This is a genomic window from Nocardia sp. NPDC059229, assembly GCF_042754165.1.
Lineage (GTDB): Bacteria > Actinomycetota > Actinomycetes > Mycobacteriales > Mycobacteriaceae > Nocardia.
In genome coordinates this window covers 314,998-329,938 of record NZ_JBHZAK010000001.1, presented here as the reverse complement: position 1 = coordinate 329,938, position 14,941 = coordinate 314,998, and the positions used below count along the sequence as shown (strand labels likewise).

At 70.2% G+C, this 14,941-nt stretch carries 14 protein-coding genes; 10 read left to right on the top strand and 4 right to left on the bottom strand.

Annotation, left to right across the window (positions count from 1 at the left end; all coding sequences use genetic code 11):
* Nucleotides 1-29 precede the first annotated feature (29 nt).
* The 5 genes from ACFXHE_RS01630 to ACFXHE_RS01610 all read left to right on the top strand — a co-directional run bounded on the left by ACFXHE_RS01630 (nt 30) and on the right by ACFXHE_RS01610 (nt 5,198).
* Nucleotides 30-1,469 (top strand): molybdopterin-dependent oxidoreductase, encoded by a 1,440-nt coding sequence (locus ACFXHE_RS01630; RefSeq protein WP_379378759.1) that lies wholly within the window; start codon nt 30-32, stop codon nt 1,467-1,469.
* Between the two features lie 91 nt (nt 1,470-1,560).
* Nucleotides 1,561-2,511, top strand: coding sequence for an ABC transporter ATP-binding protein (locus ACFXHE_RS01625; RefSeq protein WP_379378757.1), 951 nt, complete (start codon nt 1,561-1,563; stop codon nt 2,509-2,511).
* On the top strand, nt 2,508-3,278 hold the full coding sequence (locus ACFXHE_RS01620) for an ABC transporter permease (RefSeq protein ID WP_379378755.1): 771 nt from the start codon (nt 2,508-2,510) through the stop codon (nt 3,276-3,278). The genes ACFXHE_RS01625 and ACFXHE_RS01620 overlap by 4 nt, the downstream gene beginning before the upstream one ends.
* A 181-nt stretch (nt 3,279-3,459) precedes the next feature.
* Entirely contained in the window at nt 3,460-4,596 is a 1,137-nt protein-coding gene (locus tag ACFXHE_RS01615; RefSeq protein WP_379378753.1) for a sensor histidine kinase, read from the top strand.
* A complete protein-coding gene (locus ACFXHE_RS01610; protein ID WP_379378751.1) occupies nt 4,593-5,198 on the top strand; it encodes a response regulator in 606 nt (201 codons plus the stop codon). The genes ACFXHE_RS01615 and ACFXHE_RS01610 overlap by 4 nt, the downstream gene beginning before the upstream one ends.
* 163 nt (nt 5,199-5,361) lie before the next feature.
* Here the strand turns inward: ACFXHE_RS01610 and ACFXHE_RS01605 are convergent, their stop codons facing one another.
* Nucleotides 5,362-7,356 (bottom strand): TPM domain-containing protein, encoded by a 1,995-nt coding sequence (locus ACFXHE_RS01605; RefSeq protein ID WP_379378749.1) that lies wholly within the window; start codon nt 7,354-7,356, stop codon nt 5,362-5,364.
* 78 nt (nt 7,357-7,434) lie between these two features.
* Here ACFXHE_RS01605 and ACFXHE_RS01600 point away from each other — a divergent pair, with 78 nt between their 5' ends.
* The 4 genes from ACFXHE_RS01600 to ACFXHE_RS01585 are packed head-to-tail and all read left to right on the top strand — an operon-like array spanning nt 7,435 to nt 10,816.
* Nucleotides 7,435-8,112, top strand: a complete 678-nt coding sequence (locus ACFXHE_RS01600) for an MBL fold metallo-hydrolase (RefSeq protein WP_379378747.1) — start codon at nt 7,435-7,437, stop codon at nt 8,110-8,112.
* A gap of 44 nt (nt 8,113-8,156) precedes the next feature.
* Nucleotides 8,157-8,810 carry a YdcF family protein gene (locus ACFXHE_RS01595; RefSeq protein ID WP_379378745.1) on the top strand — a complete coding sequence of 218 codons (654 nt, stop codon included), beginning with the start codon at nt 8,157-8,159 and terminating at the stop codon, nt 8,808-8,810.
* Nucleotides 8,811-8,813: 3 nt separating this feature from the next.
* Nucleotides 8,814-10,082 (top strand): deoxyguanosinetriphosphate triphosphohydrolase, encoded by a 1,269-nt coding sequence (locus tag ACFXHE_RS01590; RefSeq protein WP_379378743.1) that lies wholly within the window; start codon nt 8,814-8,816, stop codon nt 10,080-10,082.
* A 5-nt stretch (nt 10,083-10,087) separates the two neighbouring features.
* On the top strand, nt 10,088-10,816 hold the full coding sequence (locus tag ACFXHE_RS01585; RefSeq protein ID WP_354835423.1) for a hypothetical protein: 729 nt from the start codon (nt 10,088-10,090) through the stop codon (nt 10,814-10,816).
* A 58-nt stretch (nt 10,817-10,874) separates the two neighbouring features.
* Here ACFXHE_RS01585 and ACFXHE_RS01580 read toward each other — a convergent pair whose 3' ends face one another.
* Genes ACFXHE_RS01580 through ACFXHE_RS01570 form a run of 3 tightly spaced genes read right to left on the bottom strand, consistent with a single transcriptional unit; the run spans nt 10,875 to nt 12,826 of the window.
* Nucleotides 10,875-11,555 (bottom strand): energy-coupling factor ABC transporter ATP-binding protein, encoded by a 681-nt coding sequence (locus ACFXHE_RS01580; RefSeq protein ID WP_379378741.1) that lies wholly within the window; start codon nt 11,553-11,555, stop codon nt 10,875-10,877.
* Nucleotides 11,552-12,100 carry a biotin transporter BioY gene (locus ACFXHE_RS01575; protein WP_379378739.1) on the bottom strand — a complete coding sequence of 183 codons (549 nt, stop codon included), beginning with the start codon at nt 12,098-12,100 and terminating at the stop codon, nt 11,552-11,554. The genes ACFXHE_RS01580 and ACFXHE_RS01575 overlap by 4 nt, the downstream gene beginning before the upstream one ends.
* A 33-nt stretch (nt 12,101-12,133) precedes the next feature.
* Nucleotides 12,134-12,826 carry an energy-coupling factor transporter transmembrane component T family protein gene (locus tag ACFXHE_RS01570; RefSeq protein WP_379378737.1) on the bottom strand — a complete coding sequence of 231 codons (693 nt, stop codon included), beginning with the start codon at nt 12,824-12,826 and terminating at the stop codon, nt 12,134-12,136.
* Between the two features lie 146 nt (nt 12,827-12,972).
* On the opposite strand from ACFXHE_RS01570, the gene dnaG reads away from it, so the two are divergent.
* Nucleotides 12,973-14,889 carry a DNA primase gene (dnaG, locus tag ACFXHE_RS01565; protein ID WP_379378735.1) on the top strand — a complete coding sequence of 639 codons (1,917 nt, stop codon included), beginning with the start codon at nt 12,973-12,975 and terminating at the stop codon, nt 14,887-14,889.
* Nucleotides 14,890-14,941: the final 52 nt, after the last annotated feature.

The following is a 14,941-nucleotide window of genomic DNA, read 5'->3' as shown; positions in this document are numbered from 1 at the left end:
ACCCGGTCGGCTACGGAAGGTTCGGGCAAGTGTCGGTGAACGGGAAACGGCGGCTGCTGGGCGCGGCGGCGGTGGGGCTGGGTGCGCTCGGTGCGGGCGAGCTGCTCGCCGCGGCCAGGGGCGGGTCCGTGCTCGACGGAATCGGGCGGCTGGCCGCCGACTACGCACCCGTGCCGGTGGTCGAGACCATGGTGGCGCAGGCCGGGGAGCACGACAAGGAGATGACCCGGCTCGGGGTGGCCCTCGGCGGCGTCGCCGCGGCCGCCGGGATGGCCCTGCTGCCGCCGCGGCTGCGGACCCCCGCGGCGGTGGCCTTCGGCGCGGGAACGGCGGCCGCGGCACTGCGCAGCGCCAACCGGTCGGTGCCCGGCGCGGCCGGTGGCGTGGCCGCGGCGGCGCTACTGCGCGCGGGACTGCGCGGCTCCACCGCGCCCCGTCACGGATTGCTGTGGGCGGCAGCGGGAACCGGCATGCTCGCCGCCGCCGAGGTGCTGGTGCGCCGCGAGGACCTGCGGTACCGCGAGGTGGCGCGGCGGTCCGGGTCGTGGGGTGCGCACGCGCCTGTCCCGGAGGACGGCCTCGGGCTGGAACCGGGACTGTCGCCCCTGATCACACCTGCGGGCAAATTCTATGTGGCGGACGTGAATTCGCGGCCGCCGCGCATCGATCCCGCCCAGTGGCGGCTGGCCATCGGCGGCCGGGTGGCCCATCACCTGCGGCTGTCGCTGGCCGATCTGGCCGAGCAGGCCGTGGAATTCGATGCCGTCATGGTGTGCGTGCACAATACGGCCGGCTCGGGCCGCTGCGGCAATGCCCGCTGGTTCGGTGTCCCGCTGACCGCGCTGCTCGACCACGCCGTCCCCGAAGCAGGGGCGACCCGGCTGGTCACCCGCGCCGCCGACGGCTACACCATCTCGCTGCCGCTGGAACCGCTGCGCACCGGCGAATGGCCCGGCTACCTGGTCATCGGCATGAACGGCGAACCGCTGCCGCCCGAACACGGCTTCCCCGCACGGGTTTTCGTGCCCGGCATCTACGGGCAGTACTCCGGGGCGAAGTGGATCACCGAGCTCGAACTCGCCGACGACACCCAAGTCGACTACTGGTGCAAGCGCGGCTGGCCGGTCGAGCCGCTGTGGGTGCGCCCGCAGGCCCGCATCGATGTGGCGACCTGCGGCGGCACGAATTCCGGCAAGTTCACGGTCGCGGGCGTGGCCTGGGCCCCGCCCCACGGGGTCGCGGGCGTCGAGATCCGCATCGATGAAACCGAATGGCTCCCGGTCGAACTCGGCTCCGAACTGGCGCCGGCCGCCTGGCGGCGCTGGCGTACCCTCCTCGATCTCCCGCCGGGTACCCACACTCTCCAGGCCCGCGTGATCAGCCGCTCCGGCGAGGTCCAGGACTCGGCCGAACGTCCGCCCTTCCCGTTCGGCCCGGGCGGCCTGCATACGGTCACGGTCACCGCCTAGTCCACCGCGGGCACCGGCCATGACATCTGTCATGGCCGAGTAGTGACGGACGACGGAGGTGCCGCGGACCCCGGCGGCCGAAAGTAGAGCTATGAACGCTACTGCTGATGGCATCGCGGTCCAGCGGGCCGGGCACGGGACTGCTCCGGCCATCGAGATACGGGGTCTGGTCAAGACTTTCGCCGCGCCCGGTGGGACGGTGCGCGCCGTGGACGGACTGGATCTGACGGTGCGGCCGGGGGAGATCATCGCCTTCCTCGGGCCCAATGGCGCGGGGAAGACAACCACCATCGACATGGTGCTCGGCCTCGCCCGCCCCGATGCGGGGGAGGTACGGGTCTTCGGCGCGACACCCGCGGAAGCCATTGCCGGAGGCCGAGTTTCGGCAGTGATGCAGTCCGGCGGGCTGCTGCCGGACCTGACGGTGGGCGAGACCGTACGCCTGATCGCCACCCTGCACGCGCGCCCGCGCCCGGTCCACGAGGTCCTGGTGCGGGCCGGGATCGACGACATCGCCGACCGGCCCGTCGGGAAGTGCTCCGGCGGCCAGCAGCAGCGGCTGCGCTTCGCGCTGGCCCTGCTGCCCGATCCCGACCTCGTCGTGCTCGACGAACCCACCACCGGCATGGATGTCGAAGGGCGGCGCGACTTCTGGCACGCCATCCGCGACGACGCCCGCCGCGGCCGCACCGTCCTGTTCGCCACCCACTACCTCGACGAGGCCGACGCCTACGCCGACCGCATCGTGCTGGTGCGGGCCGGGCGGGTGGTGGCCGACGGCAGCGCCGCCCGGATCAAGAGCCTGGCCGCGGGCCGCACCATCAGCGCTACCCTGCCGGCCGCCGATCCGGCGCGACTGCTGGCCCTGCCCGGCGTCGACCAGGTGGAGCAGCGGGGCAGCCGGATCATCGTGCGCGCCAAGGACTCCGACGTGGTGGCCCGCTACCTGCTGACCGCCACCGCGGCCGTCGACCTGGAGATCTCCGGACACAACCTGGAGGACGCGTTCCTCGCCCTGACCACGACGGGAGACCACCGATGACCACCCTCGACACCCGGCCCGCACGACCGCTGGGCGGCTTCCGGCCCGCCTTCCTGCGCCTGGAACTGCGGCGCACCCTGCGCGACAAGCGCACCGTCCTGTTCGCCCTGGTCATGCCGCCGCTGTTCTTCATCATCTTCGGCACCAGCGCCGGCTATCGCAGCGAGGGTTTCGGCACCGGCAATGCCACCGGCTACGTCATGGTCTCCATGGCCGTCTACGGCGCGCTGCTGGCGACCTCCACCGGCGCGGCCCGGGTGGCCGTCGAGCGGGCGGCGGGCTGGAGCCGTCAGCTGCGCCTGACCCCGCTGCACCCGCTGGCCTACATCGCCACCAAGATCCTGGTGGCCATGGTGCTCGGATTGCTCTCGGTGACAGTGGTTTTCGTGGCCGGAGCTGTCTTCGGCGCACACCTGCCGGCGTCGGCGTGGGTGAGCTGCTTCCTGATCGCCTGGCTGGGCTCGCTGGTCTTCGCCGCCTTCGGCCTGTTCATGGGCTACCTGCTGCCCGCAGAGAACGTCATGCAACTGCTCGGCGTCTCCCTGGCCCTGCTGTCCTTCGCCGGTGGCCTGTTCAACCCGCTGCACGGCTGGTTCGAGATCGTCTCGAAACTGGTGCCCACCAACGGAATAGCCGTCCTCACCCGCGCCCCCTTCGCCCAGCCCAGCGCCGCGGGCATCGTCCTGGCCATCGTGAACGTCGTGACCTGGGCGGCCGTTTTCACCCTCGGCTCCGCCTACCTCTTCCGCCGTGACACCGCCCGCTGAACGATCCCGGGACGCCGGTCCGGCCGAGCGCACCGCCCGGCCGGGCCTCGGCGCGTCTGTCCGCGCGGTGTGGAGCGGCTCCGCGGACCACGGCGGCCCGGACACGGAGCGATCCGTCCGCGGCACAGGCGGTCCGCGACTGTCGCCGCCACCGGTCCTGCTCGGTGTAGCGTCCGGCTCTGTGGACGCGGAGGAAGAGGGCATTCGGCGACGGCGGCGGTTCGGGTCGCTGTTCGCGGCGGTGTGGGCGGTGTATCTGATCGAGCCGTTGCGGCGGGGCTGGGAGCTGGACAACCCGGTGGCCCGGGCGTACACGCTCGCGGTGATCGTGGCCTTCGGTGCCTGCTATATCTGGTCGTACTGGACGCTGGTGCGGGGCGGCCGCCCGGTGGGCGGGGCGTGGCCACCCGACCCCGGGCTGCGGACGGTCCTGATTCCCCTGGTCGCACAGACGGCGCTGATCCTTGCGGCCGCGGTCACGCTGCACTCCTCGGTGCTGAGCATGAGCGTCTACCTCGCCTCCTACATCGGCTTCAGCGCGCCGGTCCGGTTGGCGATCCCGCTGGAGCTGGCGCTGATCGTGGCGTTCGGGGTGGCACCGCAGCTGGTCACCGGTCAGCCACCGGACTGGGGGCTCATCCAGTCGATCGCGCTGGCGGGCTTCGCCGTCGGCGGGATTCGCGTGATCCTGGTGCGCAATCACCAGCTGTACCTGGCCCGCAAGCAGCTCACCGAGCTGGCCGTGGCGGAGGAGCGGCTGCGGGTCGGGCGCGACGTGCACGACATCCTCGGCCACTCGCTGACCGTCATCACGGTGAAAACCGAACTGGCGCAACGACTCGTCGATCTCGACCCGGACCGGGCGAAAACCGAGATGGCCGATGTGGAGCGGCTGGCCCGGGAGGCGCTGGCCGGGGTGCGCTCCACCGTCGGCGGCCTGCGTGAGGTGTCGCTGGCGGGTGAGCTGGCCAATGCCCGCACCGCGCTGCGCGCCGCCGAGATCGAGGCCGAGCTGCCGGATTCCGACGACCTGCCGATCCGCCACAGCGTGGTGTTCGGCTGGGTGCTGCGCGAATCCGTGACCAATGTGGTGCGGCACAGCGGCGCGGCCCACTGCCGGGTGCGGGTCACCCCCACCAGCATCGAGGTGTCCGACGACGGTGTCGGCATGAGCGATTCGGCGCGCACCGGCTCCGGCCTGGCCGGCCTGCGCGAGCGGGTGCAGGCCACCGGCGGCACCCTCACCCTCGCCAACCGGCCGGAGGGCGGATTGCGGGTGCTGGCAAGCTTTCCGGCGACCATCAAGGAGCCGGAATGATCAAACTGCTGCTCGCCGACGACCAGGCCCTGGTGCGCGGCGCCCTCGCCGCCCTGCTCAGCCTCGAGCCCGACCTCGAGGTGGTCGCCGAGGTGGGCCGGGGCGACGAGGTCCTCGCGGCCGTCGCACGCACCGCCCCCGACGTGGCCCTGCTGGACGTGGAAATGCCGGGCCAGGATGGCATTTCGGCCGCGGCACAGGTGCACGCGGCCCACCCCGAGGTCCGCATCCTCATGGTCACCACCTTCGGCCGCCCCGGCTATCTCCGTCGCGCCATCGACGCCGGAGCCTCGGGCTTCGTCGTCAAGGACACGCCCGCCCGGGAATTGGCCGATGCCGTGCGCCGCGTCCACATGGGCCTGCGCGTCGTCGACCCCGCCCTCGCCACCGAAACCCTCACCGCCGGAACCTCACCCCTGACCGCCCGCGAACGCGAAGTCCTCGCCGCCGCGGCCAACGGCGCAACCGCCGGCGCGATAGCCAAACAACTCCACCTGTCCGAAGGCACAGTCCGCAACCACCTCTCCTCCGCAATAGGCAAAACCGGCACCCGAACCCGCGCCGAAGCAGTACGAGCTGCCGAACGCCTAGGCTGGCTCTGACCTTCGGAAGTCTTCGAAGCCGCGCATCATCGCCTGCAGAGCCGAATTCGCGGATCACCGGTGGCCGATCGTCTAGGCGAAGGCTGCGGGAATCGACTTCGGCGGCCCGTGATTCGCAAGGAGCGGCCGACCACAGGCTCTGCCGTGGCTGACCGGTAGGTGCTCAGAACCTCCCGCCGCGGCTGATGCGGCGGGAGCCGTCGGAGCCGCCGAAGGAGCCGGGGCCGTAGCCACCGCTCCCGCCGCCGAAACCTCCTCCGCCGCGACGGTATTCGTTGCCCATGCCGCGGAGCATGCCGTCGATGAGGATGCCGCCGAGGATGGCGCCGGTTTGGGAGCCGGAGGTGACGCGCTGCTGCTGGGCCTGCCAGTCGCGGACGGCGGCCTGGGCGGTGTGGAGGGCGCGCGCGCCGAGTTCGGCTGCGCGCTGGGCGGATTGCAGTGCGCGATCCGGGTCGGCGGGTGCGAGCTGCTCGGCCTGCTCGAGGCTGCGCTGGGCCTCGGCGAGGCGGGTACGGGGTTCGGCGTCCACGCCGCCGCGGCGGGTGCTGATGAAGTCGGCCGCGGCATTGACCTGGCTGCGAGCAGCCGTGAGGGTCTGGTCGAGGCGGCGGCGCAGGTCGTCGGCGGCCCGCTTGCGGTCGGTGGCTGCGGCGATGGCCTGATCGAGGGCGGTGTCGGCGGCGATGGCCTGCCGGAAGACGCCGAGCGGGTTGGTGGCGGCGTCGGCGGTGGCCTGGTCCAGGGCGGTGCGGGCAGCCGCTGTGGCGCTGGGCAATTCGGTCCCGCCGTGTTCGGAGAGTCCGGCCGCGGTGGCGAGGTCGCGGCGCAGTTCCTCGATGATCGCGGGCAATCCGGCGCGAGCCTGGTCGATATCGGTGGCGGCGGTGTCGACCGCGTCGAGCAGCGTGCGCGCGGCATCCACGGCGGATTCGGCGGTACGAATATCCGCGACTGCCGCGCCCTGCTGGCCGACGGGTTTGGCGACCGCGGCCCGGCCGTCCTCGATCGTCTTCTCCGCGAAGCCGATTCGCTCCCGCGCCATGCTCACGTTGTCGCGGATGGGCGCGAGCACCGAGGCCGGGTGGTCGGCCACCAGCTGAGCGAGCGTGGCCTGCGATTTCGGCAGCCGCGCGGTCAGCTCCACCATGGCCCGGGTCAGCGCGTCCAGCCGCTCGCCGGCATTGATGAGCAGATCCCGCATGGCGTCGAATTCGCCGACCTTGGCGTCGAGTTCCCGATTCGCGCTGCCGCAGCTGCTGATCAGCTCGACCAGCATGCGCTGCTGCTGGTCGGGCGTCTCGGGAATGTCGTCGTCGAGTTGCTGGCGAATCGAGAAGGCCTTGGCCAGCGCGTTCTTCGCGCCCGTGAGCGCGGCGGTGAACGGCGCGGTGGCGGTGGTCCCGAATTCGTCGGTGGCCAGCCGCAATTCCTCGGTGCTGGTGCGAATGGCGTTGTCGGTGTCGACGAGGGTTTCCTTGGACAGCGCGTCCAGGACCACGAGGGGGAGGGCTTCCAAGGCCGCGGTATCGGTCGGATCGGTCCTGCGAGCCGACTCCATCACCGATCGTTCGCGCCGCGTCTTGCGCCGCCGCGACCACAGCCACACACCCAGCACCGCCAGCACCACCACCAGCGCCAGGATCAGCAGCGGCCCGAGCCCGACACCGCCGGACCCGCTCATGGCGTGCGACAGCCCGCTCGCCGCGGCCAGCCCGGCCCCGGCCCAATCCCCGGCCCGCAGTTTGGGTTCGACCTGGTCGATCAGCAGCTTGTCCAGGTCCCTGTCGCTGACCGACTTGGGCAGCGTTCCCGTGAACGCGTAGGCCCGATCGTCCACGGCCACCGACAGCAGCACGTCCCGATCCCCGAACCCGGACAGCCGCGCGGTCTGCTCACCCCACGAATGTGAGTCCATCCCATTGAAATTGCGCACGTAGACGACCCACAGCCGCTCGTGGTCGCGCGAGTACAGCGAGTCGATGGCCTGCTGCAGTTCCGCGGTCTGCCCCGGATCGAGCGCGCCGGCATTGTCGGTCACATAGCCGGGCAACCGCAGCGGCGCGTCGGCCGTGGCCGGTGCGGCCCGCCCGCCGACGAGGGCCGAGGCCAGGAGCAAGCCGATCACGAGGAGGAACAGCTGCTTCGATAGCCGCATGCTCCGAATCTAACTCTGGAACGCTGAGGGTCGGTTTCTTCTGCACACTGTGTCGAGGGCCATGACTACGATCGGGGAGTGATCACGATCGATTCGCCCTACACGGGACACGTCTCGCCCGGCTCCAACCCGCAGCAGCGTGAGGTGCCGGGTGCGCGCATCGTGAAAATGTCGGTGGGCGCGATGGACAACAACACCTATCTGGTCCAGTGCGCCGCCACCGGCGCGACGCTGCTCATCGATGCCGCCAATGAGGCGGACCGGATTCTCGAGCTCATCGGCCAGGAGGCGCCGGGCCGGGTGGAACTCATCGTCACCACGCATCAGCACCGGGACCACTGGATCGCGCTGCCGGATGTCGTGAAGGCGATCGAGACTCCCACTGCCGCCCACGCGCTGGACGCCGACCCGCTGCCCGTCACCCCGGCCCGGCTGCTCGCGGACGGCGACCGGTTCCAGGTCGGTGAACTGGAGCTGGAAGCCATCCACCTGCGCGGGCACACGCCAGGCTCGGTCGCGCTGGCGCTCACCGACGGTGCCGGCCGCACGCACCTCTTCACCGGTGATTCGCTGTTCCCGGGCGGCGTCGGCCGCACCCTCTCGCCGGAGCAGTTCACCTCGCTGCTCGGCGATGTCGAGACGAAACTCTTCGGCCGCTACCCGGACGAAACCGCGGTGTACCCGGGCCATGGCGACGACACCACCCTCGGAGTGGAGCGCCCGCAGTTGCCCGAGTGGCGGCGACGCGGTTGGTGAAACTCCGGAACCGCCCGACCGAACCGGACTGTCTGGTCCGGGACATGACCTCCGTCAACCCCCCGAGCGGACACGGTGTGCTGCGCTGGACACGGCGACTGCTGATCGGCACGCTGCTCATGGGCGTCCTGGTGGTGGGCGGTACCGCCGTGCGGGTCTGGCAGGTGGCCCGCATCGACGACTACACGCCCGCCGACGCCATCGTGGTGCTGGGCGCGGCTCAATACGACGGCACGCCGTCGTCGGTGTTCGAGGCGCGACTGGACCAGGCGTACAAGCTGTTCCGCAAGCAGATCGCGCCCATGATCGTCACCGTGGGCGGCAAGCAGGTCGGTGACAATTACACCGAGGCGGCGTCGGGGAAGAACTATCTGAAAGACCGTGGCGTGCCGGAGGATCGGATCCTGGCCGTCGAAACCGGTTCCGACACCCTGCAGAGCGTGGAGGCGGTGTCGAGAGCGCTACTGGCGCGCGGCAAGTCGTCGGTGGTGCTGGTCAGCGACCCCTGGCATTCGCTGCGCACCCGCACCATGATGCGTGATGCCGGGCTGGCCGCCTGGACCGCGCCCACCCGCACCGGCCCGGCGGTGTACACCCGGGAATCGCAGGCGCACGGCATCTTCCGGGAGACCTTCGCCCTGCTCTGGTACCAGCTGACCCATTTCTCGGCGGATTTCAAATACACGGCGGATCAGTGAGCGATGAACGCACGTATCGACTATGACGGTGTGTACTCCGAGGCCGATCGGGAGCGCATGGTGCCCGAAACCGAGCGGACCGCGGGACTGAGCTGGTCGCCGTGCCCGGCCCGGCGCAGTGAATTCGCGCGGGATCGGGCGCGGGTGCTGCATTCCGCGGCGCTGCGACGGCTGGCGGACAAGACGCAGGTGATGGGGCCGCGCGACGGGGACACCCCGCGCACGCGGCTGACCCACTCGCTGGAGGTCGCCCAGATCGGCCGCAGCATCGCCGACAGCCTGGGCTGTGATCCCGATCTGGTCGATCTGGCCGGGATGGCGCACGACATCGGGCATCCGCCCTATGGCCACAATGGCGAGCAGGCGCTCGACCAATTCGCCGACGCGCACGGCGGTTTCGAGGGCAATGCGCAGAACCTGCGCATCCTCACCCGGCTGGAGCCGAAGGTCATCGACGATCAGGACGTCAGCTTCGGGCTCAACCCCACCCGGGCCGCACTGGACGCCGTCATCAAATATCCCTGGGGCAGAACGGGTCCCCGCTCCAAGTTCGGCGCGTACGGCATCGACATGGACCGCCTGGACTGGGTCCGCAAGGGCGCGCCGGATCGCCGGCAGTGCCTGGAATCGCAGATCATGGACTGGTCCGACGATGTCGCGTACTCGGTGCACGATGTCGAGGACGGGGTGATCGTGGGCCGCATCGATCTGCGGGCGCTGGCCGATCCGGTCGAACAGGTCGCGCTCGCGGAACTCGGTGCGCGCCAGCATCCTTCGCTGGCGCTGGAGGAGCTGATCGCCGCCGCGCAGCGGCTCTCGGAGATGCCGGTGGTCTCCGCCGCCGCCGAATACGACGGCTCCCTGCGCGCCTCCGTGGCCCTGAAACGACTGACCAGCGACCTGGTGGGCCGTTTCGCCACCGCCGCGGTCGAGGCCACCCGCGCCGCCTGGGGCGGCCGCCAATTGTCGCGCTACACCGCCGATCTGGAGGTGCCGCGCATCGCGGCCGCCGAGGTCGCGGTGCTCAAGACCATGGCGCTGCGCTACGTGCTCTCCGACCCCATCCACCGGGTGCGCCAGGCCGGGCAGCGCGAACGCATCCTGCTGGTCGCCAACCGGCTGCTGGAAGCCGCCCCGCACGGGCTGGACCGGCTGCTGCTGCCGTGGTGGGAGGCGGCCGTCGACGACACCGCGCGGGTGCGGGTGATCGTCGACCAGATCGCGTCCTACACCGAGAGCCGCCTGGAACGGGTCGCCGCCGCGATACCCTGAATCCGGTGGAACCGGCGGCAGGGGGCGCGATGACCCGCGAGGTGGACGGCATAGTCGACCTGGATCGGTACCCGCTGGACCGGAGGTCGGTGGCACGGCTGCGTGAGGTGATCGAGCGGGCGCAGGCGGACTTCCTGGTCAGCGGTGTCACCGTGCTGCCCGAATTCCTGCGCCCCGCCGCGGTGACCGAGATGGCCGCGGATGTGCTCTCCGACGGGCTGGGCGACGCCATGCGGTTCGAGTACACGGTCGCGTGCGATCGGATTCCGGATTCCTCGCCGCTGAAGGCGCTCTACCACTGGGAACCATTGCGGGAGTTCGTGTCCCACCTGGTGGGGGAGCAGGCCTACCGCTCGGCCGACGAGCTGGGTGCCATGACGGTGCAGATTCACGAGAACGGGGATGTGCAGGACTGGCACTACGACATGTCCGATTACACGGTGATGCTGCACATCGTCGCGCCGGAGCGGGGCGGGGCGCTCGAATACATTCCGCTGCCCGGGGCTTTCATCGAGCGCGGGGGCGGGCTGCCCATGCGGCACCGGCACATGGTGAAGATGCTGCCGACCGTGCCGGGGACCTTGGTGCTGCACGCCGGGCGGCGATCACGGCATCGGGTGACACCGGTGCAGGGGGAGATTCCGCGGGTGAGTGTGCACATGGCGTTCAATTCGCGGCCGGGGCAACGGCTCAATGCCCATGTGCGGCGGCATCTGTTCGGGCGCGAAGAGTGATGCTGACCCATCTCGGGGCGCGCGTCCGCGCTGGCTGCGAATCGGAAGATCCCGCTGATCAGTTCGCGGCGTGCATGGCCACATAGTGCGCGATGCATTCGCCCGGAGGGCCGTCGGCCACGATGCGGCCCTCGTCGAAGACCAGCACCCGGTCGAAGTCGGCGAGCAGGTCCAGATCGTGTGAGACCACGATCAGCTGCTGCGGAAGTTCGTGCAGCAGACGGGAGATGCGGCGGGTGTTGCGCAGGTCGAGCAGCGTGGTGGGCTCGTCGAACACCACGTACTTCGGTCCCACCGACAGCACCGCGGCGATCGCGAGCAGCTGCTTCTGCCCGCCGCTGAGCAAATGCGCCGGGTGGTCGCGGAATTCGGTGAGGCCGTATTCGGCGAGGGTCGCGCCGACGCGGTCCGGGATCTCGGACTTGGCGACGCCGTGGTGCTTGAACCCGAAGGCCAGATCCTCGGCGACGGTCGGCATGACGATCTGCACATCCGGATCCTGGAAGACGAATCCGACCAGTTTGCGAACGGCCCTGCCCTGCTTGCGGGTATCGAGCCCGTCGACCCGCACCCGCCCGTCGGTGGGCACCTGCAGCCCGTTGAGCAATCGCGCGAACGTGGACTTGCCGGACCCGTTGGAACCGATGACGGCAATCCGGTTCTCGCTCAGGCGCAGATCGAGGTCGCGCAGCACCGCGCGTTCCCCGAACCGATGCGAGACGCCGTCGAGTTCGATCATGCCCGCGCCGGAATCATCGGATACGCCTTGCGGACCGCCACCGCGGCGAGCGAGCCGACCACGGTCTTGAACACGTCGCCGGGCAGGAACGCCACCGAGGTGGTGATCGCCTTGCCCAGCGCGATGTGCGCGGCGGCGGCCATCCACGGAATGCCGATGACGTACAGCACGATCGCGCCGCCCAGGAAGTTGATCAGCAGGGCGATGGGCAGGTTGTAGTACCGCCACAGGCGCTCGGTGAGCAGTCCGATCACCAATGCGCCGATCGGATAGGCGATCACGAAGCCACCGGTCGGGCCCATGATCACCGACAGCCCGCCGCGTCCGCCCGGCAGCACCGGCAGGCCGGCGAAGACCAGCACATCGAACAGCAGGATGGCCAGCGCACCGCGCTTGGCGCCCAGAATCGACCCGGCCAGGATGACGCCCAGGGTTTGCGAGGTGAACGGCGCGAAGGCTCCCGGCAGCTGAATGAGCGGGAAGAATCCCAACACCACCATGATTGCCGCGAACAGCGCGATCTGCGCCAAATCCCTACTACGCACCGAGGCATCCTAAATGGCCCCGGTTCGGCCCCTTCATTCCAGGCCGCGGGCGTCCAGTGCCTCGCCGACCCCGTCGGCCATGCGGAGTGTGCGGATCAGTAGCGGTACCAGGAAGACCGTGCTGCGCTCGATACCGCGGGCGCGCTGCGCCGAGCGCACGAGTTCGGCCTGGTCACGGATAACGGGGATGAATCGGATGGTCATGGCGACCAGCAGGCCCACGCGCTCGGGGCGGACGCCCAGCGGCCGGAGCGGACCGAGCGCCCGCTCGATGGTCTCGACCATGGCCGAGGTGCGTGTGGTGAGTGTCACCAAATTGGCCAGCAGGACCAGCGTGAGCAGTCGCTCGCCGACCAGGATGGCGGTGTGCCAGTCCGTGAAGACCACTTGCGCGACCACGATCAATACGAGAAACGGTGCCAGCCCGCGTACCTGCCGCCCGGTCGTCCGCCACGGAATCCGCGCGACCGCATACAAACCCAGCACCACCGCCAGCGCGACCCCCACCCACACGATCGACGGCACGAAGAACAACGCCGTCCCCGCGACCGCCAGCACCAGCACCTTCACCCCGGCGGGCACGGCATGCACCGGCGTCCGGGCGTCGTGATAGAGGCTGAGCACCGATAGATCCTCGCAGTCTCCCCCGCCTCTCCGCGATTCGGCACACAGCAGCGAGCCGCTGACCGTCGCGGAGGCGTGCCGGCGGTCGAGTGCCGAACCCATCTCGGACGTCCCCGGCGAGTTACCCTCCTCGCAACGAGATCAGTCGTCACGTTCCCGACGATCCACGACGGGACGGGTCGGGGAGGGCTGCTGTTCTGTGCTGTGCGCCGAATCGCGCGGAGGCGGGGGAGCGCTAGACTCGCTCCGTGGCAGGCCGACTTCCGGACCGCGATATCGCGGCGATTCGTGAACGTGTCCGGATCGAGGATGTCGTGGGTGAGTACGTCACTCTCAAGCGCGCCGGCGCCGACTCCATGAAGGGCCTGTGTCCCTTCCACGACGAGAAGTCCCCGTCCTTCCACGTGCGCCCCAATCACGGCGTCTTCCACTGCTTCGGCTGCGGTGAGGGCGGCGACGCCTTCGCCTTCCTGCAGAAGATCGAGCACGTCGGTTTCGTCGAGGCGGTCGAGCAGTTGGCAGACCGCATCGGCTACAAGATCAACTACGAGGGTGGCGGCACCTCCGTGCAGCGTGACCGCGGCACCCGCTCCCGCCTGGTAGCCGCCAATGCCGCCGCGCACGAGTTCTACGTTTCCCAGCTCGGTGAGCCCGGCGCGGAAGCCGCGCGCAAGTACCTCACCGACCGCAACTTCGACCACAACGCCGCCCGCCAGTTCGGCTGCGGCTACGCCCCCGGCGGCTGGGACACGCTCACGAAACACCTGCTGCGCAAGGGTTTCGACTTCAAGGAGCTGGAGGCCGCGGGCCTGTCCAAGCAGGGCCAGCGCGGCCCCATGGACCGTTTCAACCGCCGCCTGCTGTGGCCCATCCGCAATCTCGGCGGCGAGGTCATCGGTTTCGGCGCGCGCCGCCTGTACGACGACGACACCATGACCGCCAAGTACATCAACACCTCGGAAACGTTGCTGTACAAGAAGTCTCAGGTGCTGTTCGGCCTCGACCATGCCAAGCGCGAGATCGCCAAGGGCCACCAGGCCGTCGTCGTCGAGGGCTACACCGACGTCATGGCCATGCACATGGCGGGCGTCAAGACCGCTGTCGCCTCCTGCGGCACCGCCTTCGGCGACGAGCACCTCGCCATCCTGCGCCGCCTGCTCATGGACGACAACTTCTGGCGCGGCGAGATCATCTACACCTTCGACGGCGACGAGGCGGGCCAGGCCGCCGCCCTGAAGGCCTTCTCCGGCGACCAGAAACTGGCCGGCCAGACCTACATCGCCGTGGCCCCCGACGGCCTCGACCCCTGCGAACTCCGCCAGCGCAATGGCGACGGCGCGGTCCGCGATCTGGTCGCCCGCCGAGTCCCGTTGTACGAGTTCGTCATCCGCGGCCTGCTCGCCGAACACAATCTGGATTCCCCCGAGGGGCAGGTCGAGGCGCTGCGTCGCGCCGTCCCCGTCGTCTCCCAGATCAAGGACTTCGCCCTCCGCAAGGCGTACGCCACCAAACTGGCCGGCTGGGTCGGCTGGGACGACATCCAGCAGGTTGTGCGCCGCGTCGGCGATGAAGCCCGCAAGGGCGCCCGCACCGGCACCAAACCCGGCATCCCCGAACGCCAAGCGCGCCAAGAGGTCACCGAGCATCCCGCCGCCCGCCCCAACCCCCACGACCCGACCCTGCTCCCGCAGCGTCAAACCCTGGCCGCCGCACTGCAATACCCTGCCTTCGCGGGCCCCGTCTTCGATGCCCTGGAGCCGGAAGCCTTCACCCAGCCCGCCTACATCGCCGTCCGCGCCGCCATCGCCGAGGCCGGTGGCACCGCCAGCGGTCTGGCCGGCGCGGAATGGGTCGCCACGGTCGCCGACAACACCGAAGACCTCACCCTGCGGGCCCTGGTCTCCGAACTGGCCGCCGAGCCCCTCCCGGTGAAGTCCGCCGAGGACATCCCCCGCTTCGTCACCGGCGTCCTGGCCCGCACGCAGGAGTCCTGGGTCGGCCGCCAGATCGCCGAACTGAAGTCCAAGCTCCAGCGCATCTCCTCGACCGAACAGCCCGACGGCTACATGGCCCTGTTCGGCGACCTGGTCGCCCTGGAGCAGTACCGGAAGAGCCTGCTGACCCAGGCCATGGGCAACTCGGGCGACTTCGCCGTAGGCAGCTGACCTCGCTGGCAGGCGGCGAAGCCCGCCGCCGGTGCCCTTCAGGGCGCGCTGA